We start from the raw sequence: 24,888 nt of genomic DNA on the forward strand, positions 1-24,888 counted from the left end.
TCCAACACCCCTACCCCGGTGACCGCTACACCCCCTGCTCGACGGACTCCCGGGCCTCGGGGCGGACCCGCACGGTGACGTGGCCGAGGACGGCGACCACGACGGTGATGATCGCCGCCAGCCCGAGCCCGGACCCGATGTGCCACCGCAGGAGGAGGGCTCCGACGGCCGCCCCGGCCCCGATCAGCAGGACCGCCCCGGCCCGGCGCGGCCAGTGCTTGCCGTCACCGCCCGCGAGCCGGGAGTCGGCGGCCAGCCCCGTCAGCGTCGAGGTGACGACGACCGTGGTGACGTCCTTGACCGAGAGGCGCCGGGCGGCGGCGGCCTGGACGCCCATGATCAGCCCCAGGACCCCCGTCACGGCCAGCGCCGCGGGCGGCGGGTGGCTGCCGGGGGTGACCGGCACCGAGTCGCCGAGCGTCCCCGTGAACAGGGCGAGACCGGCCATGACGACGCCCACCAGCAGGAGCAGGACGGTCTTGCCGGTCGTCCAGCCGACCGCGGCCCGGCGCAGGGTGCGGCCGGCGGTGAACGCGCCGAGCAGGAACCCGACGAGGGCCACGACCGGTCCGAGGATCGGCAGGTCGTCGGCGCCGACGAGCGCCATCCCGAGGATGACGACGTTGCCCGTCATGTTGGCGGTGAAGACCCGGTCCAGTCCGAGGTAGCCGACCGCGTCCACGATCCCCGTCGAGAAGGTCAGCACGAGCATCAGGGCGAGGTGCCAGCGGTCGACGCTCGACGCCGGACGGGGCTCGCGGGGGCGTCGGGGCATGGGGGTCTCCAACGGGGTGGACGGCCGGGGTCTCGGAGAACCGTAGCCTCGCCCGGGTGCAGTGGTACGAGATGCTCGCCGTGTTCGTCGCCGCCGTCTGGGCGGGCGGCATCAACGCCGTCGTCGGCTCCGGGACGTTGGTGACGTTCCCCGTGCTGCTCGCCGTGGGGGTGCCCCCGGTGAGCGCGACGATGTCGAACGCCATCGGCCTGATCCCCGGCAACGTGTCCGCCGCCTGGGGCTACCGCCGCGAGCTGGCCGGGCAGCGCCGACGGTTGCTCCGGTTCCTGCCCGCCTCGCTGCTCGGGGCGGTGACGGGGTCCTGGTTGTTGCTGCACCTGTCCGAACGGGCCTTCGAGAGCATCGTCCCGGTTCTCCTGGTGCTCGCGCTGCTGCTGGTGGTGTTCCAGAAGCGGCTGCAGGCGCGGTCGTTGGCCCGTCGCGAGGCCCGGGGCGTCACCGGCGACCCGCGGGGCCTGGCCGGGGCGGGCATGTTCCTCGCCGTCTACGGCACCGGGGTCTACGGCGGGTACTTCACCGCCGCCCAGGGGATCGTCCTCATCGGCATCTTCGGGGCGTTGCTGGCCGAGAACCTGCAGCGGCTCAACGCGTTGAAGAACCTCCTGGTGCTGGGGGTCAACCTGGTGGCCGGTGCGACCTACGTCTGGGTGGAGCACGTCGGGTCGGGACCGTCCCGGCTGGACTGGACCGCGGTGGCGCTCATCGCGTCGGGTTCCCTGGTCGGCGGGACGCTCGGGGCACGGTTCGGACGACGGCTGCCGCCCTCGGTCCTGCGCGGGATCATCGTGGTGCTGAGCTGCGTGGCCATCGTGGTGATCCTCACCCGCTGACCCGATCAGGCCCCCAGGGCGATCGCCGGCGGCGCCTCGGGGTCGATCTCCGGGACCACGCCGGCCACGACCCCCTCCGCGACCGGGGGAGCCGCCACCGGGACGGCCGGGGTGCCGGGGGCACCAGGGGCACCGGGGGCGAGGTCGACGCCGATCTCGGAGATCCCCAGGAACTGCTGCTGGTAGTTCCGCACGGACAACGGCCGGGAGAACAGGTATCCCTGCCCCAGGTCCACGCCGAGTTCGACGAGGCGACGGTGCTGGTCCTCGGTCTCGATCCCCTCGGCGAGCACCTTGAGGTCCAGCGCGCCCGCCATCGCGAGCACGGCCGAGACCAGGGCCTCGTCGTCCGATCCCACCGTCTGGACGACGGAGCGGTCCAGTTTCAGGACGTGGACGGGGAAGCGACGCAGGTAGTCCAGCGAGCTGTAGCCGATGCCGTAGTCGTCGAGGTCGACCGTGATCCCGGCGGCGGCCAGTTCCGCGAGGGACGCGGCGGCGGGCCCGTTCGTCTCCAGCTGCTCGTGCTCGGTGATCTCCACGTGCACCAGGTGCGGGGGGATCCCGGCGTCGGCCAACGTCGTGAGGATCTCGGTGGCCAGGTCGGGGTTCTCCAGCGACGAGCGCGAGAGGTTCACGCTGACGCTGCGCTCCGGGGCACCCTGGCTGCGCCAGGCCGCCATGTCGGCGACGACGACCTGCAGGACGGACCGGTCGAGGGCCGCGTCCAGGGCGTTGTCGGTGACCGCGTCGAGGAACGCGTCGGGGTAGAGCAGACCGCGGGTCGGGTGCTGCCAGCGCACGAGCGCCTCGGCCCCGGTGAACTCCCCCGAGGCCATGTCGAGGAGCGGCTGGTAGTGCACCTCGAGGTGACCCGCCGAGGGTTCGTGCCGCAGCAGCAGGTCGCGGACCTCGGCCTGCAACGTGTAGCGGCGCAGGATCTCCGTCTGCAACGAGGACTCGAACCGGGTGGCCCGCTGGCCGCCGGCGTCCTTCGCCGCGTACAGCGCGATGTCGGCCTGGGTGAACAGTTCGGTGAAGGGCGCGCGCAGGAGCGTGCCCGGTTGCGTCCCGGCGATCCCCACGCTGGTCGCGACCCGGACAGGAGAACCCTGGACCACGAACGGGTCGGTGAACGCGCCGAGCAGCAGGTCCTCCAACGCCGGACCCCGCCCGGCCGGCAGGGGTCGGGGACGCAGGACCGCGAACTCGTCCCCGCCCAGCCGGGCCAGCTGGTCACCCGGGGAGAGCACGGACCGCAGCCGCTGCGCGACCTGCTGCAGCAGTTCGTCACCCGCGTCGTGCCCGTGGGTGTCGTTGACCTCCTGGAAGCAGTCGAGGTCGAGCAGGTACAGCTCCGGGGAACCGGCCATCGGCAGCATCCGGTACCGGTGGTCCAACCCCAGCTGGTTGAGTTCGTCGGTCAAGGGGTCGTGCTCGGCGAGGTGCTCGCCGTAGCGCAGCACGACGGTGGCGCGCAGCAGGCAGAGACCGGCGACGAGGCAGCTGATGACCAGGTAGGTCCACGAGGGCAACGGATCGGCGCCCATGGCGGCCGCCGTGGTCCACAACCCGAGGGGGATGACCACGAGGGGCAGCAGGCCGAGCAGCGCGGCCGAGGAACGCCGCCGCGGGGCGACGGCGTCGGGCCCGACGACCCGGTTCATGCTCGGGTGCAGCGCGGCGACCCCCTGCAGCAGGACCCCGGCGGCCCAGAGGACCTGCAGCTCGTCCCCGGGCGGAGGCATGCGCACGCCCTGGACCGTGCCGAGGATGTCGAAGACGAGACCCAGGAACGCCCCGCTCAGCAGCAGCCAGGCCGCGACCGGGATGCTGCGGCGGCTGGCGAGGTAGCGGACCAGGAACGCCATCACGAGGACGTCGATCCCCGCGGCGGCCCGGAGTTCTCCGCCCCCGGTGTGGCCGAGGAGCTGCAGGACGCCGAGGCCGAACACGAGCAGCATCACACCGAGGTCGTAGACCTGGCCCGGGCGCTTAGGTTCCTTGCCGTCGGTGCGACGGGTGAAGACGAGCGCGATGAAGGCACCGCCGGCGACCTGCCCGGTCCAGACGCACGCGTCAACGATCGACGTCGAGGCGTAGCCGAGCTGGGTCGCGACCGCCGCGCCACCCCAGGAGGTCGTCATGATCGCGACGAGCCACCACCCGATCCCGCGGTGGCGGTGGAGACGGATCCCGACGAGCGTGGCCGCCAGGCCCAGCGGCGGGACGGCGAGTGCCAACCCGGCGCGCACGGGCGCCGGGACGAGGGCCATCGTGGTCAGCACGACGAGGATGCCGCCCAGCAGCACCCAGGTCAGGGCCTGGGCGTGTCGTCGGCGGTCACTGGGCACGAGATTGTGTCGGCCGGGTGACCGGAACGCTTGACCGGGCTCCGGTGCGGCAGTCGGGTGAATCAGCGCGTCGACCGGTCCTCCGTGGGGCGCGAACCGGCACAGGGGGACCTTGCTCTCGATGATCGGGCACAGGCTCCCCCTGTGACCGAACGGCTCGTAACCGATTGTGCAGCAACGTGTTCAGAGCAATCTGACCTTGATCGTCGTCAACTGTTCGAGTAGAATTCGAACATGGTCACAGAGGTCGCCGAACCGGTCGCGTCGGCGCCGCGTGACGCGCTGACCGAGCTGCTGCAGGCCTCCGAACGGCTCCGCTCCACCGGTCACGCGATGGCGATCGACGCCGTGATCGCGCTGCTGGACTGGGTCCGCCGCGAGCACCCCGACGTGGTCCGCGCCCGCAACCTCGGCTGCACTCGCGACGGGGAGGAACTCACCCCCGAACTCCTCGACCACCTCATCGCCGAGGTGGCCGCGATGGTCCTGGCCGAGGCGCGGCACCTCTCCCACCTGCAAGCCGTCGGTCAGGTCGGGGATGCCCTGGACGCGCTGGCCGACCCGGTGCTGCAGGACGCGTACCGGGCCGGGGCCATCACGTCCACCCACCGTTCGGTCATCCGCCGCGCCCACGACCGTCTCGCCGCTCGCGAGGCCACCCTCGTCCCGGTCGAGGGTTCGGAGGGGGTGGGGGTCGGGGTGTTCGGAGAACCCGTCCTCGACGGTGACGCCCTGGTCGCGGCCCGGGCCGAGCTCACCAGGAGCGCGCTCGGATTCATCGCCCAGGCCCGCCCCACCCCGCAGCAGTTGACCCGGCACTGCACGAAGGTCATCCGCCGGTTGACCCCCGACCACGTCCCGGTCGCGGTCCGGGTCGCGGACGCGAACCGTCACGTCACCGTGGATCTCTGCGACACCGGTGAGGACTCCGGCCTGTCCGCCCACCTCACCGCGCTGGTCGGCAAGGACGTCGCCCTGCGGTTCGATCGCTGGCTCACCGACGCGGCCGACGCGGCCGCCGACCACGCCCGGGCTGCGGGAACCCAGGATCACCGCACGCATCAGCAACGTCGCGCCGACGTGTTCACCGACGTCCTCACCACCGCCATGCGCGACGGCGTCCCCGCCTTCTCCGACCCGACCGAGCTTGCTGAGGCGGGTGAGGTGAACCCGGTGAAGCACGTCCGGACCCACCGGCCCGCGTCCAGCACCACCGTCCACGTCACCATTGCCGCGCGGACGTTGCTGGGTCTGGACGACGAACCCGGTGAGGTCGCCGGGATCGGACCGGTCCCCGCCGCCCTGGCCCGCGCGTTGGCCGCCGACGGGGACTGGCGAAGGGTCCTTACAGACCCGGTGTCGGGCGAGGTTCTGGACGTGTCTCCGCGGGTCTACCGCCCCGGCGCCGCGTTGCGACGGTTCGTGCAGGCGAGGGACAAGACGTGCACCACGCCGGGCTGCCTGGTGCCCGCGATCGACTGCGACCTTGACCACCGAGTCCCGTTCGAGGAAGGCGGGCGGACGGTCCGGTCGAACCTGCACGCCTCCTGCCGCAGGCACCACCGGCAGAAGACGCTGTACCTGTTCGAGCACCGCGCGGCCCAGCGTCGTCGTCTGCGGGCTGCCCCCTCGGTCAGCTGGGGTGGGGCTGAAACACCCCCGTTCTGACCTGCGGCGCAACGACCATGCCTGCACCGCGTCAGATCGGGTGCTGAACCCGAGGAATCTTCTCCCTGTCCGGTTTCGGGACGCCGGTGGAGCCTCCAGGGACAAGGGTGCTGGGCATCACGAAGATCTGGGGCCGCGTGGTCGCGGTCGGGTCGACGAACCGGGCGTGCAACAACCGGGCGGCGCGTTCGGCGATGGTGGCCGTGGGTTGGACGACGACCGTCAGCGGCGGATTCATCGCCAGTGCCACCTCCGGGCCGTCGAACCCGACGACCGAGAGGTCCTGCGGCACCGAGAACCCCAGCTCACGGGCGGCCACCAGGGCGCCGAGGACCAACCTCTCGTTGACGCAGACGATCGCCGAGGGGCGGTCCGGGCGGTCGAGGATCCGCCGCGCGGCCGAACGCCCGTCCTCGACGGTGAGCGGGACCGCTTCGATGTCGCGGTCGTCGGTCGGCAGGTGGGCCGCCCCGAGCGCCGCGCGGTACCCCATGAGCCGCTCCCGCATGGTCCACACCTCCCGCGGACCGCACACCAGGCCCACGCGGGTGTGGCCGAGGTCGAGGAGGTGCTGCACGGCCTGGACCGCGGCGCGCTGGTTGTCCAGGACCACGGCGTCGACGTCCACGCCGTCGACGAGACGGTCGACCAGGACCAGGGGGGTCCCCGTCGCGACGACGCGGGCGAGCGCGGCCCCGTCCTGCGGGCCGGGGACGGCGATGACCGCGTCGACCTGCCGGCTCAGCAGGGCGTCGAGCGGGTGCTCGCCGTCGGGGCCGGTCCCGCCGGAGCTGACGATCACCCCGGCCCCGTCCTCCCGCAGCGCCGACTCCACCCCGGCGATCACCGCGAAGTGGAAGTCTCCACCGAGTTCGGGCAGGTACACCCCGACCGCCCGGGACCGGCGGGTCCGCAGGCTGCGGGCGGCCTCGTTGACCCGGTACCCGAGTCGGTCCACGGCGTCCTCGATGGCGACCCGGTTCGGTTCGCGGACGGACCCGCCGTTGAAGTGCTTGGAGATCGTCGCCAACGACAGGCCGGTGATCCGGGCGATGTCCTTGTAGGTCGGGGCGGACGTGCGCAGGACCGCGGTCACGTCGTCGCTCTCTCGGGCCATGCGGGAATGGTCCCATCGACGTCCCACAGGTCGAGCCAGGAGGAGGCCCCTTCCCAGAGGAACACCTGCCCCTTGATCAGCCGGCTGTTCCGCTCCGCCGAGCGGATCGCCTCGAGCTCGGCGGGGAGCAGCGGACCTTCGGTGACCGCGTGCAGGTTGGCCGTGTACTGCTCGGGTTTCACCGCGAAGGGAATGGGGATCTGCCCCCGGGCGACCGCCCACTTGAGGCACACGAGGGCGGGGTGGACCCCCAGGCGCCGGGCCGCGTCCTGGATCGCCGGGTGCTCGGTGTCGACCACGTCGTCCGGGGTGCGGTCGCGCTCGGGACGCGAGGGCGAACCGAGGGGGGAGTACCCCACCGGTTGCACGTGGTTCTCCAGGCAGACCTGGAACAGTTCGCCCTGCTGGAAGGTCGGGTGCAGTTCCATCTCGTTCAGCGACGGCAGGACGTGGGCGTCGCGCAGCAGCAGCCGCAGTTTCGGGATCGTCGTGTTGGACGAGCCGAGGTGGCGGACGAGACCCCGCTCCACCAGCCCCTCCAGCGCACCCCACGTCTGCATGTAGGCGTCGTGGGAGTAGGGGCGGGCGTGGGGGTCGCGTGCGTCCGTGCCGGCGTGGGGGGCGTGGTGGTTGGGGAAGGGCCAGTGCACGAAGACGGCGTCGAGGTGGTCCAGCCGGAGGTCGCGCAGGCTGCGTTCCACCGAGGCGACGGTTTCTACCGGGGCGTGGGAGTCGTTCCACACCTTGGACATGACGTAGACCTCGTCACGAGGCAGGCCACCGGCGAACGCGTCGGCGAGCACCTCCCCGATCGAGTCCTCGTTCCCGTAGACGGCGGCGCAGTCGATCAGGCGGTAGCCGACGCGCAGGGCCCCGGCCACGGCCGCCGAGACCTCGGCCGGCCCGTACCGGTCCGACCCGAACGTCCCCATACCGATCCCGGGGATGGTGCTGCCGTCGCGCAGGCGGCGCTGCGGGACCTGGGCGCTGAGGGGGGACGGGTGGGCCACGAGAACCTCCGGGACAGCCGCGACGAGACGGGGTGCAAATCGTTTCGGGAATCTAGGTCTGACGCTGGTCGAGCGTCAAGCTCGAAGCTCCCGCGACCCGGAGCCGATGGCGCCGGGGACGAGCCCCCGAACCACTGCAGCGGAGGGGATGGTCACGGTCCGGGTGGTGTCGACGCGGACCTCTTGACGATCCGGGAGTGGCGGGCCTAGCGTCCCGGCCACTAGGCAAAACGTTTCGCTTTTGCCACAGAGTGGACGAGGAGGATCCCGTGCTAGCAGCGTTCCTACCCGGAGGCAGCCGGGTGGATCTGCGGGAGGTTCCCGACCCCGAGGTGGGGCCGGGTCAGGTTCTCGTCGGCGTCCGCGCCTCGACGATCTGCGGTTCGGACCTCAGGGCCATCTACCGCGAGCACCTGGGTGAGGGCCCCGAGGCCTACCAGGGGGTCGTGGGCGGCCACGAACCCGCCGGTCGGGTGCTCGCCGTCGGCGCCGGCGTCGATCGCATCCGGGTCGGTCACCGGGTCGTCGTCTACCACATCAGCGGGTGCGGGCAGTGCGACGAGTGCCGTCACGGGTACCAGATCTCCTGCACCGGAGCGGGTCGCGCCGCCTACGGCTGGCAGCGCGACGGCGGTCACGCCGACCTCCTGCTCGCCGAGGAGCGCGACCTCCTGGTCCTCCCCGACGAACTGACCTTCCTCGACGGCGCGGTGGTCGCCTGCGGGTTCGGCACGGCCTACGAGGCGCTGTGCCGCACCGGGGTCTCCGGTCGCGACCGCGTGCTGGTCACCGGCCTCGGGCCGGTCGGGTGCGCGGTCGGGCTCCTCGCCAAGGCCCTGGGGTCGCCCCGCGTCATCGGTACCGACCCCAGCCCCGAGCGTCGGGCCCTGGCGCTGGAACTCGGCGCGGTCGACGACGCGGTCGCCGGCACCGACTCCGAGCTCGACGCCCTGCTCGACGGGCCGGGCGGGGGGGCCGAGGTCGCCGTCGACTGCTCCGGCAACGGCCGGGGCCAGCTCACCGCGCTGCGGCACACGCGTCGCTGGGGCCGGGCGGCCCTGGTCGGCGAGGGCGGGCAGCTCTCCGTCGACGTCTCCGAGGTCCTCATCCACCGCCAGCTGACCGTGCACGGTTCCTGGGTGACCTCCACCGGGCGGATGAGCGAACTGCTCGTCAACCTCGCCCGCTGGGACCTGCACCCGGAGGAACTCGTGAGCAACACCTTCACCCTGGCCGACGCGGAACAGGCCTACCGCACCGCCGACGCCGCCCAGGGCGGCAAGGTCGGCATCACGTTCACGGACGACTGACACCCCACAGACAGGCCGCCGCGGGCGTTCGACTCCCCCGCGGCGGCCGTCGCAGGAGCTTCCCCGGGGATGGAGCGACCAGGAACTCGTCGCCGCGATCGAAGGAGTGTCGAACCCCGCATGAACCATCCGACCACCACCGGACCCGTCGCGGGCGCGCTGCCGTCGTCGGCGACCGCGGCTGCGGGTACGTCCACCCGAGGCGGTCACCTGCGCATCGCCCGGTTGCGAGACCTGGCGCTCATCCCGGCGCTGCTGCTCGTGGGCATCATCGGCTTCATCATCAGCCCGGTGTTCCTCACCGAGGCGAACCTCGTCAACATCCTCCAGCAGCAGTCGGAGATCTCGCTGGTGGTCGCGGTCTGGCTCATCCTGCCCGTCTCGCCCGGGCACGGACTCGGACTGGAACTACCCGGTGCCCTGGCGGTACCGCTCACGCTCCTGGTGGGACTCGTCGTCGGGGCCGTGAACGCCCTGCTCATCATCAAGTTCCAGCTCAACGGGTTCATCGTCACGCTGGGCATGCTCATCGCCCTGCGCGGACTGCTGAACGGGATCTCGGGAGGCCAGACCTTCTTCGGGCTCCCCACCTCGATGACCTACCTGGGGACGGCCATCTGGCTCGGGCTGCCCGCCGCGCTGTGGATCTCGCTGCTGCTGTTCGTCCTGGGGATCGTCGTGCTCGGGTACACCCGCTTCGGCCGCTCCCTCTCCGCCATCGGCGGTAACCCCGCCGCCGCCAAGGCCGCCGGGATCCGGGTCGAGCGGGTGCTGGCCATCACCCTCGTCGTCGCCGGTCTGCTGGCCGCGCTGGCCGGGATCCTGCTCGCCGGACGTCTCGGCTCGGTGACCGCGAACTCGGGCAACGGCTGGATCTTCACGGTCTTCGCCGGCGCCGTCATCGGCGGGATCAGCATGAACGGGGGCAAGGGCACGATCTTCGGTGCCTTCACCGGCATCCTGCTCCTCTTCATGGTGCAGAACGTCCTCACCCTCGCCGGTGTGGCCGCGGAGTGGATCAACTTCCTGAACGGCTCCAACATCCTCGGTGCCCTGGTGGTGAGCCGGGTCGCCTCCGGCCGGGCCCAGGCCGACTGACGCCCGCCCCGTCCGGAGACCCTCGATGCTCAAGCAGAATCTCGTCCACCCCCCGCTCCTCGCCGCCCTCGCCCGGGCGGGGCACGGTTCACGGTTCCTCCTCGCCGACGGGAACTTCCCGGTCTCGACCGTCCGTCCCCCGGCGGCCGAGACCGTCCACCTGAACCTCGCGCCCGGGTTGCTCGACATCCCGACGCTGCTGCCGATCCTGTTGACGACGGTCCCGGTGGAGGAGGCGACCCTGATGCGCCACCCCGACGGGATCGACGTCCCCGCCCACGGCGCCTACCGGGAACTGCTGGGGGCGAGCGTCCCCACGACGTCGCTGGACCGGTTCGCGTTCTACGCCGCCGTGCGTTCGCCCGACGTCGGTCTCGTCGTCGCGACCGGTGACCTCCGGCTGTGCTCGAACCTCCTCCTCACCGTCGGGTTGCCGTGACACCGACGCCACGCGAGGCGTCGTCCGCTTGTTCGCGGGTCCAGGCGCGCGTCGGTGGGCCATCTGCTGGACCTGGGCAGCGCGACGGAACCCCGCCCGCGCCGCTGCGACCGACGGGCGTGACACCCGGTCAGGAGAGCGCGCCCACCTCGGACACCCAGGCCTCCGTGTCGGTGCACGCCCGCCGGGCCCGCTGGTCGTGCGCCTCGCGACCGGCGGCGTCGTCGGGCGCCGAGCTCCAGGCCCGGCCGTGCTGCAGGGCGGAGTAGGCGATGCCGAGCCAGTAGGCCGGCTCCTGCACGGTCAGCCCGCCGTCGTCGGCCCGGTCCACGAGGACCTGGGTGACGTAGGGACGGCCGGCGTGGTCGGTGCCCTCGAGGACCACGACGCGCGACCCCGCCTGGGCGGGGGTCGCGGGGACGGCGACCACGCACAGCTCGCGGGGCGGTTCGTCGGCCGCGGGTGCGGCCCCGACCGCGAGACGGACGCTGCTGGACATGCCGCCGCAGCCGTCGTTCTCGTCGCAGAGCCGTTGCAGGGCCTGCGGGGTCCGCTGGGCGGCGGTCGCGACGAGACGCTACTCACGGCCGCGGCCGCGCGCCCCGGAATCCGACGACTCGTAGGATTCGTCGTCGTGTCCGCAACCCTCGTCGCGATCGTCTGCGCCCTCGCGCTCGTCATGACGGTGTGGGCCGTGGCGATCGCCGCGCTCGACCGTCGGGTCGGGCGGGCCACCCTCGTCGGGCTCGCGCTGGTGGAGCTCGGGGTCCTCGCCGCCGTCGTCGACGGGGTCGCGGCCCTCGTCGGCGGTACGCGGCCGGTGGAGTTCGCGACCGCGATCGCCTACCTGGTCGTCGCCCCGTTCTTCGTCCCTGCCGGAGCCCTCTGGAGCCTCTCGGACCGGTCGAGGCCCAGCGTCCTGGTCCTGGCCGTCGCGTGCTTCGCGGTCATCGTGCTGCTGTACCGCGCCTTCCTGCTGTTCGGGGTGACCCGGTGAGCCGCTCCACCCCGCGCGCGACCACGACCGGGCTGGGTCGCGTCCTCGTCGCGCTCTACGCGACGTTCGCGGTCGCCGCCGTCTCCCGCGCCGGCGTCCAGATCGCCACCCGGTTCCACGAGGCCCCGCTGGCCTACCTGCTCTCCGCGTTCGCCGGTCTCGTCTACGTCCTCGCCACCCTCGGTCTGGCCATGACGGGGGAGCGGTGGCGACGGATGGCCTGGGGCGCCTGCTCGGTCGAGCTGGTGGGCGTCCTGACCGTCGGGGTTCTCAGCATCTTCGACGCCCAGGCCTTCCCCGACTCGACCGTCTGGTCCGGGTTCGGGCGGGGTTACCTCTACATCCCGCTCGTCCTGCCCGTCCTCGGTCTGGTCTACCTGCGGCGAGAATCGCGCCGTCCCCGGTGAGGAGGGGCATCCTCCTCGTCGTCGCGCTGACGGCCTGCTCGATGCGCGCGCCGCTGACCGGGGTCGGGCCGCTGGTCGGGCGCATCGGGACCGACACGGGGCTGACGGCGGCCGCCCTCGGGGCCCTGACGACCCTCCCGCTGCTCGCCTTCGCCGGGGCCTCGCTGTTCGTCGCCCGGCTCGCCGCGCGGTGGGGTCTGCTGCGGACGCTGCTGCTCGCCCTCGCCCTCCTCGTCACCGCGTCCGGACTGCGGTGGGTCCCCGGGGTGGCCCCGCTGTTCGCCGGGACGCTCCTGCTCGGCATCGCCATCGCGGTCGTCAACGTCCTGCTGCCCGCCCTCCTGCGGTCCCGCTTCCCCGACCGGGTCGCGACCCTCACCAGCGGCTACGTCGTCGCGATGGGGTTGGTCGGGAGTGCCGCGTCGGGTCTCGCGGTCCCCCTCGCCCAGGGAGTCCCCGGGCAGTGGCGCACGGCGCTCGCGGTCTGGGCGGTCCCGGCCCTGCTGGCGGCCCTGGTCCTGACCGGCCCGGCCCGCCGCGACCGGCCGACGGTCCGGGTGGGGCCGCGTCGGGCGGCTCCGTGGGGTTCGGTGCAGGCCTGGTGGGTGACCGCGTTCATGGGGCTGCAGTCGGCCACGTTCTACGTGCTGCTGGCCTGGCTCCCCTCGATCGTCACCGACCGGGCCGGGGTGGGGGAGGTGGCGGCCGGGTGGCAGCTGTCGATCGTGCAGGGGGCCGGCGTCGTCGCCGGGCTGCTGGTCCCGGTCCTGGCCCGGGGGGTGCGCGCGACCCGGCGGCTCGCGGTCGGGGCGTCGGCGGCCACCACGGTCGGGTTCGGTCTGCTGCTCCTCGTCCCGCAGGTGCCCTCGCTGGCCGCCCTGGTCGTCGGGGCCGGGGGCGGGGCGACGGTCGTGCTGGCGCTGTCGGCGATCTCGGCCCGGGCCGCCGACGTGGAAGGGGCGGCGGCGCTCTCGGGGATGGCCCAGTCGGTCGGTTACGCCCTGGCGGCGGCCGGCCCGGTCGTCATGGGGGCCCTGCACGCGGCGACCGGTTCGTGGACCCTGCCGCTGCTGCTCGCGGTCCTGCTCTCGGCCGTGATGGTGCTCAGCGCGGCGAAGGCCTGCCGGGACCGCACGGTCTGAACCGCGGTCGCCCCGGCGTCGTCACGCCGCGTGGATCGGGAGTTCGAACCAGACGGTCTTGCCCAACGGCCCGACCCCCAGGTCGGTGCCCCACCGCGAGGACAGCAGCTCCACCATCGCCATGCCCCGCCCGCTCTCGGCGTCGGGGCGCTGACCGTTCACCAGCGGCATCCCGCCCCCGGCGTCGGACACCTCCACCCGCAGGGCGGAACCGTTGAGGCGCGACACGGCGACGTGGACCATGCCGTCCCCGTGGATCACCGCGTTCGTGACCACCTCGCTGGCCAGCAGCAGCGCCGACTCCACGGTGTCCTCGGCCAGTTCGTGCGCGTTCACCCAGGGGGCGCACCATTCGCCGATCAGCCACCGGGCCACCCCGACCGAACGAGGTGAGGGTGGGAGCACGACCTGGTACACGGTCCCCTCGCCCCCCGGTTTCCCCCCGCGACGCCCTGGCCGCAGACCAGGCGCCGGTACGCGTGCAGTCGTCGGCTGCTGCGTCATCAGCCCGTGACAGACAGTCAATCATCTTGGCCCGGTCCTGTCCGCCCGTATCGGGTCCGGACATCTACTCTCCCGCGGCGTCAGAGTTGTTCGACCGGGCAGGCGTGGACCACCCGCGAGGCGAGGGTCCAGCGCCGCACCGGGGCGTCGCAGCGGCGGCACGTCTCCCGTTTGTAGACCCAGCGCTCGTCCGGGGCGGACGGGTCGCTGACGACCTGACCGGCCTCGACGGCGGGTTCGAGCAGCTCGACCGCGAGGTCCCACAACCGCCCCGCCTCGTCCTCGGTGACCGCGCGGGCGGGATCGATGCCGGCCAGGAACAGCAGCTCGGCCCGCCACGCGTTGCCGATGCCCGCCCAGACCGACTGGTCGGTCAGGGCGGTCGCGACCGGGGCGCCGGCCGCGACGAGACGGCGCACGGCCTCCGCCCGGACGGCCGGGGCCCCGTCGGGTTCGGCGGGCCGCAACGGGTCGGGGCCGAGGGCGGCCACCAGCGCGTCGTGGGTCGCGGTGTCGACGGCCTCGCAGGTCATCGGAGCCACGAGGGAGAACGCGTCGTGCGGGCCGGTCAGCCGCAACCGGGTCCCGCCGCGCGCGGGCAGGTCCGGGTCGTCGGTGTGCAGGTAGAACCCGCGCAGCCCGAGATGGACGTGGATGAACCCCGGACCGGGCCCCTCGAAGCCGTAGAACAGGCGTTTGCCGTGCGCCTGCACGTCGCGCAGGACCCGACCGGCGAACGGGGTCGGGTCGAACCGTCCCTGCGGTGAGTCCAGGCGGACGACCCGCCCGCCCAGCGCCGCCTCCTGCTGCCGGGCGTAACGGGTGATCAGATGACCCTCGGGCACGACCCCTCCCTCCGACGACCGTCCCGATCCTGGCCCGACCGCCGTGATCCGGCGACCTGCCCCACACTGGGGCGATGCCGGAGCTGCCCGAGGTGGAGGCGCTGGCCGCGTTCCTGCGGCAGCGGTTGGTCGGACGTGTGGTCGCGAAGGTCGAGGTCGGCGCCATCAACGTGCTGAAGACCTTCCGCCCCGACCCCTCGGCCCTGCAGGGGTCACCCGTCACCGCGGTGCACCGGCACGGCAAGTGGCTCGACGTCGACGTGGACGGGTTGCACCTCATGGTCCACCTGTCCCGGGCGGGCTGGCTGCGGTGGAGCGACGCGCTCTCGGCCACCCCGCTGCGGCCGACCGGCAAGAACCCGGTCGCCCTCCGGGTGCGGCTCGCCCCCGAGGACGACGAGGACGAGGCGCGCCCGCCGGGTTTCGAGCTGACCGAGGCCGGGACCCAGAAGCGGCTCGCGGTGCACGTCGTCAAGGACCCGGCCGAGGTGCAGGCCGTCGCCACTCTCGGTCCCGACCCGCTGGCCGAGGGTTTCGACCTGCCGGCCTTCGCCGCCCTGCTCGCCGGTTCCCGGCAGCAGATCAAAGGTCTGCTGCGGGAGCAGTCGGTGCTGGCCGGGGTCGGCAACGCCTACTCCGACGAGGTGCTGCACGCGGCCCGGCTCTCGCCCTACGCGGTGGCCGGCAAACTCGGCCCGGCCGACGTCGAAACGCTCTGGACGTCGTTGCAGTCGATCCTGCGCGACGCCGTGGCCGCGGCCGGGGGAAAACCGGCCAAGGAGCTCAAGGACGCGAAACGGGCGGGGATGCGCGTCCACGGACGGACGGGCGAACCCTGCCCCGTGTGCGGGGACACCGTCGCGGAGGTGTCCTTCGCCGACCGTTCGCTGCAGTACTGCCCGACCTGCCAGACCGGGGGTCGGAAACTCGCCGACCGCCGGTTGTCGCGGCTGCTGAAATGATCCCGTCGCCGGGCTGACCGCGGAACTTCACCCGGAGGTCTTCCGCTGAGCACCGGACAGGAGTTTCCTGTGCACCGTGAAGCGACCCGGAACCCGCGCCCTCGTCCTGTCCCTCGCCGCCGCCCTCGTGCTGCCGCTCGGCCCCGCGGCGAACGCGTCGTCCGGGTCCGCCACGGAGCAGCGGCACCCGCACCCGGAGGATCCGTGCGCGGCCCCGCCCGTCGTCGTCGGGCACCGGGGTGCGTCGGGGTACCGGCCGGAGCACACCGCCGCCTCCTACGACCTGGCCGCCCGGCTCGGTGCCGACGTCGTCGAACCCGATCTGGTCTCCACGTCCGACGGGGTGCTGGTGGTCCGGCACGAGAACGAGATCTCCGGGACCACCGACGTCGCCGCGCACCCCGAGTTCGCCGACCGCCGGACCACGAAGACCGTCGACGGCGTGGAACTCACCGGCTGGTTCACGGAGGACTTCACGCTCGCCGAGCTGAAGACGCTGCGGGCCGTGGAGCGGTTGCCCGAGCTGCGGCAGCACAACACCGTGTTCGACGGGTCGCAGGAGATCCCCACGTTCGCCGAGGTCCTCGACCAGCGGGCCGAGCTCAGCGAGGCCCTGGGTCGTGAGATCGGCATCATCCCCGAGATCAAGCACCCCACCTACTTCGCCTCGATCGGGCTGCCCATGGAGGCGAAGGTGGTGGCCGCGCTGGAGGAGGCCGGGCTGAACTCCGCCGACGCGCCGGCCACGGTCCAGAGTTTCGAGCTGACCAACCTGATCCAGCTCCGCACGGAACTCGGCCTGCGGGCGCCCACCGTGTTCCTCACGTCCGCGACGGGCGCCCCCTACGACCTCGTCGCGGCCGGTGACCCCCGGCAGTACGCCGACCTGCTGCTGCCCTCGACCCTGCGCGACCTCGCCCGCTACGTCGACGTGATCGGCCCGTCCCTCGACCAGGTCGTCGCCCTGGAGGAGGACGGCACGCTGGGCGAGGAGACCCGACTGGTCGACGACGCGCACGCGGCCGGGCTCGAGGTCGTGCCCTACACGTTGCGGGCCGAGAACGACTTCCTGCCGCTGGACTACCGCACCGGCGACGACCCGGCCGACTACGGCCGGGTGATCGACCTGGCCGAGCGGTACTACGAGGCGGGGATCGACGGGCTGTTCAGCGACAACCCGGACCTGGCCCTGGTCGCCCGCGACCGGTTCCTCGCCGACTGCGCGAACCCGCGGTCGGCCTCCTGACCGGCGGGGTCAGACCGCGCCGGAACCCGACGACGTCGGCACCCCGGGCTGCAGCAGCGCGGCCATCCGGTTCCACCGGGCGATCTCGCACCCGTTCGTGCGCTTGAACGAGGAGTCGATCGTGGCGCCGGCCCACGTGCCGGTGACCCGGGCCGTCTGCGGGCCGCCGTAGATCATCGTGCAGACGCGGTCTTTGGGCACCGGGGCGAAGGCGGCGGCCCGTTCGGTCACCGCCGTGCACGCCCCGGCCACGTCGGGGTGGTCGCCGCCGACCGCGGTGGTCCCGTCCGGGCCCGCCTCGCAGAGCAGCGTCCAGGTCGTGACCGTGCCCGACCCGTCGTCGACCTCGACGGTGAGCTGGTCGCCGGCCACGGCGGTCGGGCTTCTGGTCACGGTGGATCCCCCAGGCTGGTCGGCGGCGGGCGGGGCCGCGCAGGCGCCCGCTCCGAGGAGGACCGCGACGAGCAGGGCGGCTCCGCGTCGGCGCGGCGCTCGCCGCCGAGGTGCCCGGTGCATGTCCGCTCCCTCCGCGCTCGCCCGTCGACGGTGGGACGCGGGGACCCGCGCCACGGTTCCACCGTAGGCTGACCGGCCATGAGCGACCTGCCCGTGGTGCCCGCCGCCGACGTTCCCGCCGACGCCGTCCTCCTCGACGTCCGGGAGGACGAGGAGTGGGAGGCCGGCCACGCCGAGGGGGCCCTGCACATCCCGATGGGGGAGATCCCGCAGCGGCTCTCCGAACTGCCCGAGGGCGAGCTGCACGTCGTCTGCCGCGCCGGAGGCCGCTCGATGCGCGTCGCGCAGTGGTTGCAGCAGAACGGTTACGACGTGGTCAACGTCGACGGGGGGATGGGCGCGTGGGCCGACGCCGGGCGCCCGCTGGTCACGGACTCCGGCGCCGAGCCCTACGTCAAGTGATCAGGACACCAACGCCTGCGCGCTGGTGTACCCCTCGACCGTGATCATCGGCGGGCGCTCCGAGGTGTCGAAGCGGTGGGTCACCGGCGCGTAGCGCCCGTAGCCGTCACGCACGAACTGGGTGATCTCCGCGCCCTCGGAGCCGCCCGTCGCCCGGTCCTGCACGGTGGCCACGATCTGGGCGGCCATCCGGCCCAAGGCCGCGGTGTCCTGGTGTCCGTGGGCCCGCCGACCCAGGTCCACCTGGGCGATCGCGGACAGCCCGCGCAGCTGCAGCGCGTCGATGAGCATGGCGATCTCGACGCCGTAGCCGGCCCGGAAGGGGATGGCCTCCAGCAGGCGCCGCCGACCGGCGTACTCCCCGGCCAGCGGCTGCACGACACCGCAGAGCTCCGGGAAGTGCTGGGCGAGCAGAGGACGGGCCACGAGCTCGGTGACCCGGCCGCCCGAGGCGGCCCCCGCGCCGGCCAGCGGCCGGTCGTAGCAGCCCTTGACCAGCTCGACCTGCGGGTCGGCGAGCAGGGGTCCGAGCAGGCCGGTGACGAGCTGCGGCTGCGGGTCGACCAGGTCGGCGTCGACGAAGACGACGACGTCGCCGCTGGTCACCGCGAGCGACTTCCAGAGGACCTCGCCCTTGCCGGGTCGGGAACCGACCTCGGGCAGCACGTGGTCGCGGTGGTGCACGACGGCCCCGGCCTCCTCGGCGACCTCGGCGGTCGCGTCGGTGGACCCGGAGTCCATCACCACGATCTCGTCGACCAACCCCGTCGCGTCGGCCAGGCGGCGGACCATGCGGACCACGCCGCCGACCGTCGCCTCCTCGTTCAGCGCGGGCAGCACCACGCTGACCCGGGTGACCCCCTTGTCCGCGCGCAGGCGGGCGAGCGGCCAGTCCCGTGCCCGGGACGTCGAGCGCTCGAACCAGGTCTGTGCGGGCAGCTTCATGTGCACCTCCGCCGCCGACCGTGGCACGGCCGCGGCACCGGCGAGAAGACCCGCGCCCGGGAGTTCACGGGCCCGCAACACGGGGTCGGCGCGGCGGGCGATCACGTTTCCGGCATGTGTCCGGAGGGGGTGCCGGAACGGTCGCCCGGGTCCGTCGAGATCGAGGGGTTTGGGAGCGTGACGACGCGGGTACCCCTTGCTCGTCATGTCGGACGAAGCAGCGGTCAAGCACCGGGGTCCTCGCCTCAGCGCGGGTGCCCTTCCCGCCCCTACCCCTCTCCCGGGAGCGCACGTCCCCGAGAGCCACTGGGTGAGCTTCGAGCACGACCCGGCGTCGGTGCCGCAGGCTCGGCACGTGGTGCGCCGGGTCCTCGACGGCGTCGGGCTGGACGAGATGGCCACCGCGGAGATCGAGATCGTGGTGTCCGAGATCGTCGGCAACGCGATCCGGCACGCCCGCCCCCTGCGCGACGGAGCCATCCACGTGCAGTGCCACGTCCGGGTCGAGGCGGGCGTCGGCGCCGGCACCCACGTCGAGATCGCGGTCACCGACGGCGGGGCCCCCGGCCGGACCGTCCGTCAGCGTACGGTCGACGAGGGAGCGACGGGCGGTCGTGGTCTGGCGATCGTCGACGGTCTGGCCGACCGCTGGGGGGTCGTGGAGAACCTCGACGACCTGAGCCGCACCGTGTGGGCCTCCTTCGTGGAGCCCCCCACTCGTGACAGGCCGCTCTGACGCGGGACCTTCGTCCTGATCTGGTCCATTTGAGTGACCGAGGGAGCACGAAGCGCAGTCAGCGCCCCCGGATCGGCGCTACCGTTCGCTCGTCGATCGTCGGTGTCCCGCGGTCGTCGAGCACGGTGGAATCCGCCGCCGTCAGGACCGAGAGGGTGGCCGGTGCCCGGCTTCGAGCTGTACGGCGGCGATCCGTCCGTGCTGTCGGGCGTGTCGGCGGCCACCTTCCTGCGGGCCTCGTTCATCGCCCTCTTCGGCCCGACGAGCTGCCACGTCCTGCACCTCGACACCGACGGCCTGTCGCTGCGTGACGTGCTCGACCCCGCCGGGATCGCCCACCCGGCCCACGTCGGCACCCTGTTCGGGCGGGTGACCCGCGTCGACGCACCGGCCGGCTCCACGGACGAGACCCCCGACCCCCTCCTCGGTCCCGGCGAGCAGTCCTGGGCCTACCTGCCCGTCCTGGGCGTGGCCGGGCCCCTGGGGTTGCTCCGGCTCGGCTTCACCCGGCTCGGCGGCCTCGGCCCGGACGAGCAGGACCGGGCCACCGCCCTGCTCGAGCAGTACGCCCGCACGGTCGAGGAGAACGTGGCCCTGCGCGACGCGGCCCGGGCCGAGCGACGCTTCCGCGCCCTGGCCGGGGCCGACGTGCTGGACGTCTTCACCACCCTGGGCGACGCGCTCACCGCCCGACCGGGCATCCCCCCGCTGACCAGCGACCTCCCGGGGTGGCGGGCGCTCGCCGGTCACGACGACGACAGCACCCCCGTCGACTGGCTCACCACCGTGCACCCGGCCGACCTGGCCGTCGTGCAGGACAGCTGGAACTTCGGCCGGGCCACGGGCAGCCGGGTCACCTGCCGTTTCCGGATCCGCACGCGGGAGGGGTGGCGCTGGCTCTCGGCGGTCGCGGTCCCGGTGCGCGAACCCGGGGCCGACCCGACCGACCCGACCGTGGTCACGGAGTGGGTCGGCTCCCTGACCGACGTCACCGAGACCGTCCGGTCCCGTCGCCGCAACCGGGCCCTGCAGCAGCTCGCGGTCTCCATGGCCGAGGCCGAGGACGTCCCTTCCGCCGCCGAGGCGATCATCGCCGCGGTCGTCGCCGGGACCGGGGCCCGGCGTGGTCTGCTCGTCCTGCACAACCCCGTCGCCGGCCGCCTGGTCGTCCACAGCGACGACCTCCGACTCCCGCACCTGTTGCGGCAGAGTCGGATCAGCGTCGCCGAGCACGCCGAGCTGGTGGACGTCCTGGCCCGCCGCGGGGGGCTCACGCTGACCGCGGACTCCGCCCCCGAGGAGCTCGACCCGGTGCCCGACGTCCTGCGCCGGCAGTTCGCCCTCGCCGCCGGGCAGGGCGAGGTCGCCTGGCGGCTGACCCCGCTGGAGCTGCGGGGGCGTCCGCTCGGCACCCTCACGCTCGGTTTCTCCGACGGGGACCTCGAGGGCGACGACGACGCCGCCCGCGCGTTCGAGGAGACCGTCCGGCGTCAGATCGCCTCCGGGCTCGACCGGTTGCTCCTGCTGGAGTCCGAGCGGTCCACGGCGCACGTCCTGCAGGAGGCCCTGCAACCGGGCCCGTTGCCGGACGTGCCGTGGCTGCACGCCGTCCGGGCGACCTCGACCGCGACCGGCCACGACGTCGGCGGGGACTGGGCCGAGATCATCGCGCTCGACGACGACCTCGTCGCCGTCGTCCTCGGCGACGTCATGGGCCGCGGCGCGCACGCGGCCACCGTCATGGGCGAGGTCCGCACCATGGTCCGCACGCTGGCCGTCGTCGACCCGCACCCGACCGCGGTGCTGCAGGGGCTGGACGCCTGCCTCGCCGCCATCGGCGGCGACGACCTGGTGACCCTGTTCTACGGCCTGCTGTCCTCGGAGGGTCGTCTGCTCGCCGCGAGCGCCGGTCACATCCCCCCGCTGACCTGCAGCGGGGGCATCCACTACCTCGACCTCGTGCCCGGCCTGCCGCTCGGGGTGCCGGGCGACCTGCGCGAGGACGTCCTCGAGGAGAAGCTCGTGGCCGGGGCGGGCCTGCTGGTCTTCTCCGACGGGTTGGTCGAGACCCGCACCCGGGGACTCACCGAGGGCATGGACGCCGTCCTGAGCATCTTCTCCTCCGAGATCCCGCCCTCCACCGAGGCGCTGGTCGAGGGGCTGATGACCCGGATGGCCGAGGCGGACGAGGTCGACGACGACGTCACGCTGCTCGCGCTGCGCTACCTGCCGCCGGGCTTCGACCGGACCGCCCAGCCCGCGCCCTGACCGGCCGCCGCTAGCCTGCCCCCGTGCCTCCGACCGCCTCGCCGACCGTCGCGGTCGTGGTCCCGGCCCTGGACGAGGCCGAACGAATCACCGCGACCGTCACCGCCCTGCTCGCGCTGCCCGAGGCCGACCTCGTGGTGGTCGTCGACGACGGCTCCTCCGACGACACCGCGCGCCGGGCCCGCGACGCGGGGGCCTTCGTCGTCGCCCACCGCCGCAACCGGGGCAAGGCCGCCGCCATGGAGACCGGGGCCGGGGCGGTCGCTGGCTGGGAGGCCGCCCACCCGCGGGACGGCATCGGGCCGCGCCCGCTGCTGTTCGTCGACGCCGACCTCGCCGGGACCGCGGGCGAGACCGCGCCGCTGGCCGGGCCCGTCCTGGTCGGGCAGGCGGACATGACCATCGCCGTCCTGCCCCGGCAGTCCAGTCCGGGGGGTGGGCGCGGCCTCGTGGTCGGGCTGGCCCGTCGCGGGGCGCTGGCCGCCGCCGGGTGGTCCCCCCAGCAACCGTTGTCGGGCATGCGCTGCCTCACCCGGGACGCGTTCGAGACGGCCCGCCCCCTCGCCCGCGGCTGGGGGGTGGAGACCGCCCTGACCATCGACCTGCTCCGCGCCGGGGCGCGCGTCGTCGAGGTCCCCTGCGCGCTGCAGCACCGGGTCTCCGGCGGCGGGTGGCGGGCCCAGCTGCACCGCGGCGCGCAGTACCGCGACGTCGCGCTCGCCCTGGCCCGGCGGCGGTTGCTCGCCGCCGCCTGGCGCGGCCCCGCCGCCTGAGCCCGGTCGGGGGAGTCCCGTGAGTTCCGTCCCGGCCCGGGCGCTCTGGGTCGTGTCCCTGCTGAGCTGGGCGTTCGTGGCACTCGCGGGCCCGTCCGCGGCCGTGCCCGGTCTCGGCCCGGGCCCGCTGCCCTTCGACCTCGGTGGCTCGCCGTCCTCGGCGCTGGTGAGCGCCGTGCTGGCGGTCTCGGTCCTCACCGGTGGGGCGGCCCTGTGGTGCGCGCTCGACGCGGTGCGGGCGGGATGGGTGCCGTCCCGGCGTCTCGTCACGGGCGCGGTGCTCGGCGCCGCCCTGCTCGTCGTGCTGCTGCCCCCGGTGGGCTCCGCCGACCACCTCAGCTACGCCGCCTACGGGCGCGTCGCCGTGCTCGGGGGCGACCCCTGGACCGCGTCGCCCGCCACCTTCGCGGGCGGCGTCGACCCGGTGGTCTCCGCCGTGCGCGACCCGTGGCGGGACACCCCCTCGGTCTACGGACCGGTCGGCGGTCTGGTCATGGCCCTGGCCTCGCTGGTGGGCGGGGACTCGGTGCGCACAACGGTTTGGGCCGGACAGCTCCTGCTCGCGGCCGGATGGGTCGCGCTCGCCCTCGGTCTCGACGCCGCCCTGCGCGCCTCCCCCACCCTGCGCGCCCGGGTCGCCGTCGCGTGGTCGCTCAACCCGCTGCTGCTCACCGTCGGCCTCGGCGGGGCGCACGCCGACGTGCTGGCCGGGACGGCGGCGCTCGCGACCCTGCTGCTGGCCCGGCGCCACCCCCTGCTCGCGGGGCTCGCCCTCGGCATGGCCGTCGGCACCAAGCTGCCGTACGGAGCGGTGGGGGGCGGGCTGCTCGTGGCCTGGCTGCTCACCCGGCGCGAGCTCGGGACGGGGTGGCTGGTGCGGGGGGTCCTCGGCGCGCTCGTCGTCCTCGTGCCCGCCCACGTCTGGGCCGGGGTCCACGCCTACGACCAGGCCCGGACGGCCAGCCGCTACGTCTCCCTGGCCACCGTCTGGCGTCCCCTCGTCGAGGCGGGGTTGCCGCGGGGTCTGCTGCTGCCCGGTCTGGCGCTGATCATGATCGGCCTGCTGGCCCTCTGGTGGCGCCCGCTGACCGGCGACCGGACGCTCGACGGGCACCGCTGGGAGGCGCTGGCCGCCGGGACCGCGGCCGCCCTGGCCCTGGGCTACCTGCTCGGCGCCTCCTACGTGCTGCCCTGGTACGACCTGCTGCTCTGGGGGCCGCTCACCCTCGCCGTCGCAATCCCCGCGCTGGACCGGCTCCTCACCCTGCGCCTGACCGTCCTGGCCCTCGCCTACGTGCCCGGCCTCGTCGACGGCATGTCGCCGACCGTGCAGGCGGTGACGCTCGGGTTCCGACGCGAAGTCGCGCCGTGGGCGGCGTGGCTGTGGCTGGTCCTGGCGCTCGGTCTGGGCCTGCCCCGTCGCCGGGGTCAGCCGCTGCCGACGCGCGCGCGACCTTGACGCCCGCGCTTGGCGGCGTACATCGCCGCGTCGGCCTCGGCGAGCAGCGCCTCGGCGGTGCGTGGGGTCGGGGTCACCACGACACCGGTGCTCGCGCCGAGGTGGGCCGGCCCTGCGGCCAGGGCGAACGGTCGCGCGATCGCGACCCGGATCCGTTCCGCGGTGGCCTCCGCCTCGTGGGCGTCGGACAACGCCGACATGACGACGACGAACTCGTCGCCCCCCGTGCGGGCGACGACGTCGTCCTCCCGGACGCTGCGGCGCAGCCGTCGGGCGGCCGCGACCAGCAGCTCGTCGCCCGCGGCGTGCCCGAACGCGTCGTTGACGGCCTTGAAGCCGTCGAGGTCGATGAACAGGACCGCGGTCTGCGCCGCGGGGGCGGCCCCGGTGGCGGCCCGATCGAGGGGCTCGGCCAGGCCGCGGCGGCTGAGCAGCCCGGTCAGCTGGTCGTGGCGGGCGGCGTGCTCCAGCTCCCGCACGTGCTCGTGCCGTTCCGCGTCCAGCGCCCGGGCGGTGCGTTCGGCGCGCCGGGCGCCGTCGGCGGTGTTGACCAGGGTCGGCAGGGTGAACAGCAGGAGCGTGGCGCCGAGCAGGCTCGCGAGGGTCGGGCCGATCACGCCGTCCACCAGGCCGCCCGCGTGGGCACCGAGGGACAGGGCCGAGACCCCGAGGATCACCGCAAGGTTCTGCCCGACCCGGGCGCGGGTGGGAGCCATCTGCACGGAGTAGCTCGCGGTCGACGTGACGACGGCGGGGACCAGGACGCTCAGGCCCAGCAGGGTCAGCATCGCCGCCAGCAGCAGGGCGGCGGTCAACCCCGTGAGCACCCCGGCGGGACCGGTCGACCACCGCTCGATGCGCAGGCGGACGGGTCGCACGGCCATGACGCCGAGAAGTGCCCCGAGCAGGGCCACCAGCCCCAGGGGGACGTCCAGCCCGACCCGGTCGGCGACGAGCCCCGCCCCCGACGCGCCCGCAGCCCCGGCGAGCGGGGCCGCGGTCAGGGCGAGCCGGCGCCGGAGGAGGACCACCTGCTCGTGCACCTGTCCTCCGCTCGTCGTGAG

General features: G+C 73.8%; 25 protein-coding genes. 15 read left to right on the top strand and 10 right to left on the bottom strand.

Annotated features, from left to right (window positions below; translation table 11 throughout):
* Positions 1–25: 25 nt before the first annotated feature.
* Entirely contained in the window at positions 26–775 is a 750-nt protein-coding gene (locus ACFFKU_RS02010) for a YoaK family protein (protein ID WP_380135071.1), read from the bottom strand.
* A gap of 56 nt (positions 776–831) precedes the next feature.
* Here ACFFKU_RS02010 and ACFFKU_RS02015 point away from each other — a divergent pair, with 56 nt between their 5' ends.
* Complete coding sequence (locus tag ACFFKU_RS02015; protein WP_380135074.1) at positions 832–1,626, top strand: sulfite exporter TauE/SafE family protein; 795 nt, start codon at positions 832–834, stop codon at positions 1,624–1,626.
* A 5-nt stretch (positions 1,627–1,631) separates the two neighbouring features.
* On the opposite strand, the gene ACFFKU_RS02020 is transcribed toward ACFFKU_RS02015, so the two are convergent.
* Positions 1,632–3,980, bottom strand: coding sequence for a putative bifunctional diguanylate cyclase/phosphodiesterase (locus ACFFKU_RS02020; protein WP_380135076.1), 2,349 nt, complete (start codon positions 3,978–3,980; stop codon positions 1,632–1,634).
* A gap of 234 nt (positions 3,981–4,214) precedes the next feature.
* Here ACFFKU_RS02020 and ACFFKU_RS02025 point away from each other — a divergent pair, with 234 nt between their 5' ends.
* Positions 4,215–5,648 (top strand): HNH endonuclease signature motif containing protein, encoded by a 1,434-nt coding sequence (locus tag ACFFKU_RS02025; protein ID WP_380135078.1) that lies wholly within the window; start codon positions 4,215–4,217, stop codon positions 5,646–5,648.
* A gap of 31 nt (positions 5,649–5,679) precedes the next feature.
* Here ACFFKU_RS02025 and ACFFKU_RS02030 read toward each other — a convergent pair whose 3' ends face one another.
* Entirely contained in the window at positions 5,680–6,765 is a 1,086-nt protein-coding gene (locus tag ACFFKU_RS02030; RefSeq protein ID WP_380135081.1) for a LacI family DNA-binding transcriptional regulator, read from the bottom strand.
* Positions 6,741–7,775: an aldo/keto reductase gene (locus ACFFKU_RS02035; RefSeq protein ID WP_380135083.1), complete on the bottom strand. Its 1,035-nt coding sequence runs from the start codon at positions 7,773–7,775 to the stop codon at positions 6,741–6,743. The genes ACFFKU_RS02030 and ACFFKU_RS02035 overlap by 25 nt, the downstream gene beginning before the upstream one ends.
* A 302-nt stretch (positions 7,776–8,077) precedes the next feature.
* Between ACFFKU_RS02035 and ACFFKU_RS02040 the strand changes: the two genes are divergently transcribed.
* The 3 genes from ACFFKU_RS02040 (at position 8,078) to ACFFKU_RS02050 (ending at position 10,622) form a co-directional block, all read left to right on the top strand.
* The gene (locus tag ACFFKU_RS02040; RefSeq protein ID WP_380135086.1) at positions 8,078–9,085 is read left to right on the top strand and encodes a zinc-dependent alcohol dehydrogenase family protein; all 1,008 of its coding nucleotides are present in this window, start codon (positions 8,078–8,080) and stop codon (positions 9,083–9,085) included.
* Between the two features lie 120 nt (positions 9,086–9,205).
* Complete coding sequence (locus ACFFKU_RS02045; RefSeq protein WP_380135088.1) at positions 9,206–10,183, top strand: ABC transporter permease; 978 nt, start codon at positions 9,206–9,208, stop codon at positions 10,181–10,183.
* Positions 10,184–10,208: 25 nt separating this feature from the next.
* The gene (locus ACFFKU_RS02050; protein ID WP_380135091.1) at positions 10,209–10,622 is read left to right on the top strand and encodes an RbsD/FucU domain-containing protein; all 414 of its coding nucleotides are present in this window, start codon (positions 10,209–10,211) and stop codon (positions 10,620–10,622) included.
* Between the two features lie 130 nt (positions 10,623–10,752).
* On the opposite strand, the gene ACFFKU_RS02055 is transcribed toward ACFFKU_RS02050, so the two are convergent.
* Entirely contained in the window at positions 10,753–11,121 is a 369-nt protein-coding gene (locus tag ACFFKU_RS02055; RefSeq protein WP_380135094.1) for a hypothetical protein, read from the bottom strand.
* 135 nt (positions 11,122–11,256) lie between these two features.
* Between ACFFKU_RS02055 and ACFFKU_RS02060 the strand changes: the two genes are divergently transcribed.
* From ACFFKU_RS02060 to ACFFKU_RS02070, 3 genes are read left to right on the top strand one after another with little or no spacing between them, the layout of a single operon-like run.
* On the top strand, positions 11,257–11,619 hold the full coding sequence (locus tag ACFFKU_RS02060; protein WP_380135096.1) for a hypothetical protein: 363 nt from the start codon (positions 11,257–11,259) through the stop codon (positions 11,617–11,619).
* Positions 11,616–12,026, top strand: a complete 411-nt coding sequence (locus tag ACFFKU_RS02065; protein WP_380135099.1) for a hypothetical protein — start codon at positions 11,616–11,618, stop codon at positions 12,024–12,026. Before ACFFKU_RS02060 ends, ACFFKU_RS02065 begins: the two co-directional genes overlap by 4 nt.
* Positions 12,023–13,168 (top strand): MFS transporter, encoded by a 1,146-nt coding sequence (locus ACFFKU_RS02070; RefSeq protein ID WP_380135101.1) that lies wholly within the window; start codon positions 12,023–12,025, stop codon positions 13,166–13,168. Before ACFFKU_RS02065 ends, ACFFKU_RS02070 begins: the two co-directional genes overlap by 4 nt.
* Before the next feature lie 21 nt (positions 13,169–13,189).
* On the opposite strand, the gene ACFFKU_RS02075 is transcribed toward ACFFKU_RS02070, so the two are convergent.
* Together ACFFKU_RS02075 and ACFFKU_RS02080 are read right to left on the bottom strand one after the other, a co-directional pair.
* Positions 13,190–13,672, bottom strand: a complete 483-nt coding sequence (locus tag ACFFKU_RS02075; protein ID WP_380135103.1) for an ATP-binding protein — start codon at positions 13,670–13,672, stop codon at positions 13,190–13,192.
* 80 nt (positions 13,673–13,752) lie between these two features.
* Complete coding sequence (locus ACFFKU_RS02080; protein WP_380135105.1) at positions 13,753–14,517, bottom strand: Fpg/Nei family DNA glycosylase; 765 nt, start codon at positions 14,515–14,517, stop codon at positions 13,753–13,755.
* A 74-nt stretch (positions 14,518–14,591) separates the two neighbouring features.
* Here ACFFKU_RS02080 and ACFFKU_RS02085 point away from each other — a divergent pair, with 74 nt between their 5' ends.
* Both ACFFKU_RS02085 and ACFFKU_RS02090 read left to right on the top strand, forming a co-directional pair.
* Positions 14,592–15,479: an Fpg/Nei family DNA glycosylase gene (locus tag ACFFKU_RS02085; protein WP_380135107.1), complete on the top strand. Its 888-nt coding sequence runs from the start codon at positions 14,592–14,594 to the stop codon at positions 15,477–15,479.
* A 76-nt stretch (positions 15,480–15,555) separates the two neighbouring features.
* On the top strand, positions 15,556–16,725 hold the full coding sequence (locus ACFFKU_RS02090) for a glycerophosphodiester phosphodiesterase (protein ID WP_380135108.1): 1,170 nt from the start codon (positions 15,556–15,558) through the stop codon (positions 16,723–16,725).
* Positions 16,726–16,734: 9 nt separating this feature from the next.
* On the opposite strand, the gene ACFFKU_RS02095 is transcribed toward ACFFKU_RS02090, so the two are convergent.
* Positions 16,735–17,118, bottom strand: coding sequence for an SSI family serine proteinase inhibitor (locus tag ACFFKU_RS02095; RefSeq protein WP_380135110.1), 384 nt, complete (start codon positions 17,116–17,118; stop codon positions 16,735–16,737).
* A 201-nt stretch (positions 17,119–17,319) separates the two neighbouring features.
* Here ACFFKU_RS02095 and ACFFKU_RS02100 point away from each other — a divergent pair, with 201 nt between their 5' ends.
* Entirely contained in the window at positions 17,320–17,643 is a 324-nt protein-coding gene (locus tag ACFFKU_RS02100; protein WP_380135112.1) for a rhodanese-like domain-containing protein, read from the top strand.
* Here ACFFKU_RS02100 and ACFFKU_RS02105 read toward each other — a convergent pair whose 3' ends face one another.
* Positions 17,644–18,588: a glucosyl-3-phosphoglycerate synthase gene (locus ACFFKU_RS02105; protein ID WP_380135114.1), complete on the bottom strand. Its 945-nt coding sequence runs from the start codon at positions 18,586–18,588 to the stop codon at positions 17,644–17,646.
* Positions 18,589–18,898: 310 nt separating this feature from the next.
* Between ACFFKU_RS02105 and ACFFKU_RS02110 the strand changes: the two genes are divergently transcribed.
* From ACFFKU_RS02110 to ACFFKU_RS02125, 4 genes are all read left to right on the top strand, one after another.
* Positions 18,899–19,324 carry an ATP-binding protein gene (locus ACFFKU_RS02110; RefSeq protein WP_380135117.1) on the top strand — a complete coding sequence of 142 codons (426 nt, stop codon included), beginning with the start codon at positions 18,899–18,901 and terminating at the stop codon, positions 19,322–19,324.
* A 162-nt stretch (positions 19,325–19,486) separates the two neighbouring features.
* Positions 19,487–21,592: a SpoIIE family protein phosphatase gene (locus tag ACFFKU_RS02115; RefSeq protein WP_380135119.1), complete on the top strand. Its 2,106-nt coding sequence runs from the start codon at positions 19,487–19,489 to the stop codon at positions 21,590–21,592.
* Between the two features lie 23 nt (positions 21,593–21,615).
* The gene (locus ACFFKU_RS02120; protein ID WP_380135120.1) at positions 21,616–22,365 is read left to right on the top strand and encodes a glycosyltransferase family 2 protein; all 750 of its coding nucleotides are present in this window, start codon (positions 21,616–21,618) and stop codon (positions 22,363–22,365) included.
* A 19-nt stretch (positions 22,366–22,384) separates the two neighbouring features.
* Positions 22,385–23,824: an MptA/MptB family glycosyltransferase gene (locus tag ACFFKU_RS02125; protein WP_380135122.1), complete on the top strand. Its 1,440-nt coding sequence runs from the start codon at positions 22,385–22,387 to the stop codon at positions 23,822–23,824.
* Here ACFFKU_RS02125 and ACFFKU_RS02130 read toward each other — a convergent pair.
* The gene (locus tag ACFFKU_RS02130) at positions 23,794–24,867 is read right to left on the bottom strand and encodes a diguanylate cyclase domain-containing protein (RefSeq protein ID WP_380135124.1); all 1,074 of its coding nucleotides are present in this window, start codon (positions 24,865–24,867) and stop codon (positions 23,794–23,796) included. The genes ACFFKU_RS02125 and ACFFKU_RS02130 overlap by 31 nt on opposite strands.
* Between the last annotated feature and the right edge of the window lie 21 nt (positions 24,868–24,888).

Source organism: Kineococcus gynurae (assembly GCF_042433995.1).
Lineage (GTDB): Bacteria > Actinomycetota > Actinomycetes > Actinomycetales > Kineococcaceae > Kineococcus > Kineococcus gynurae.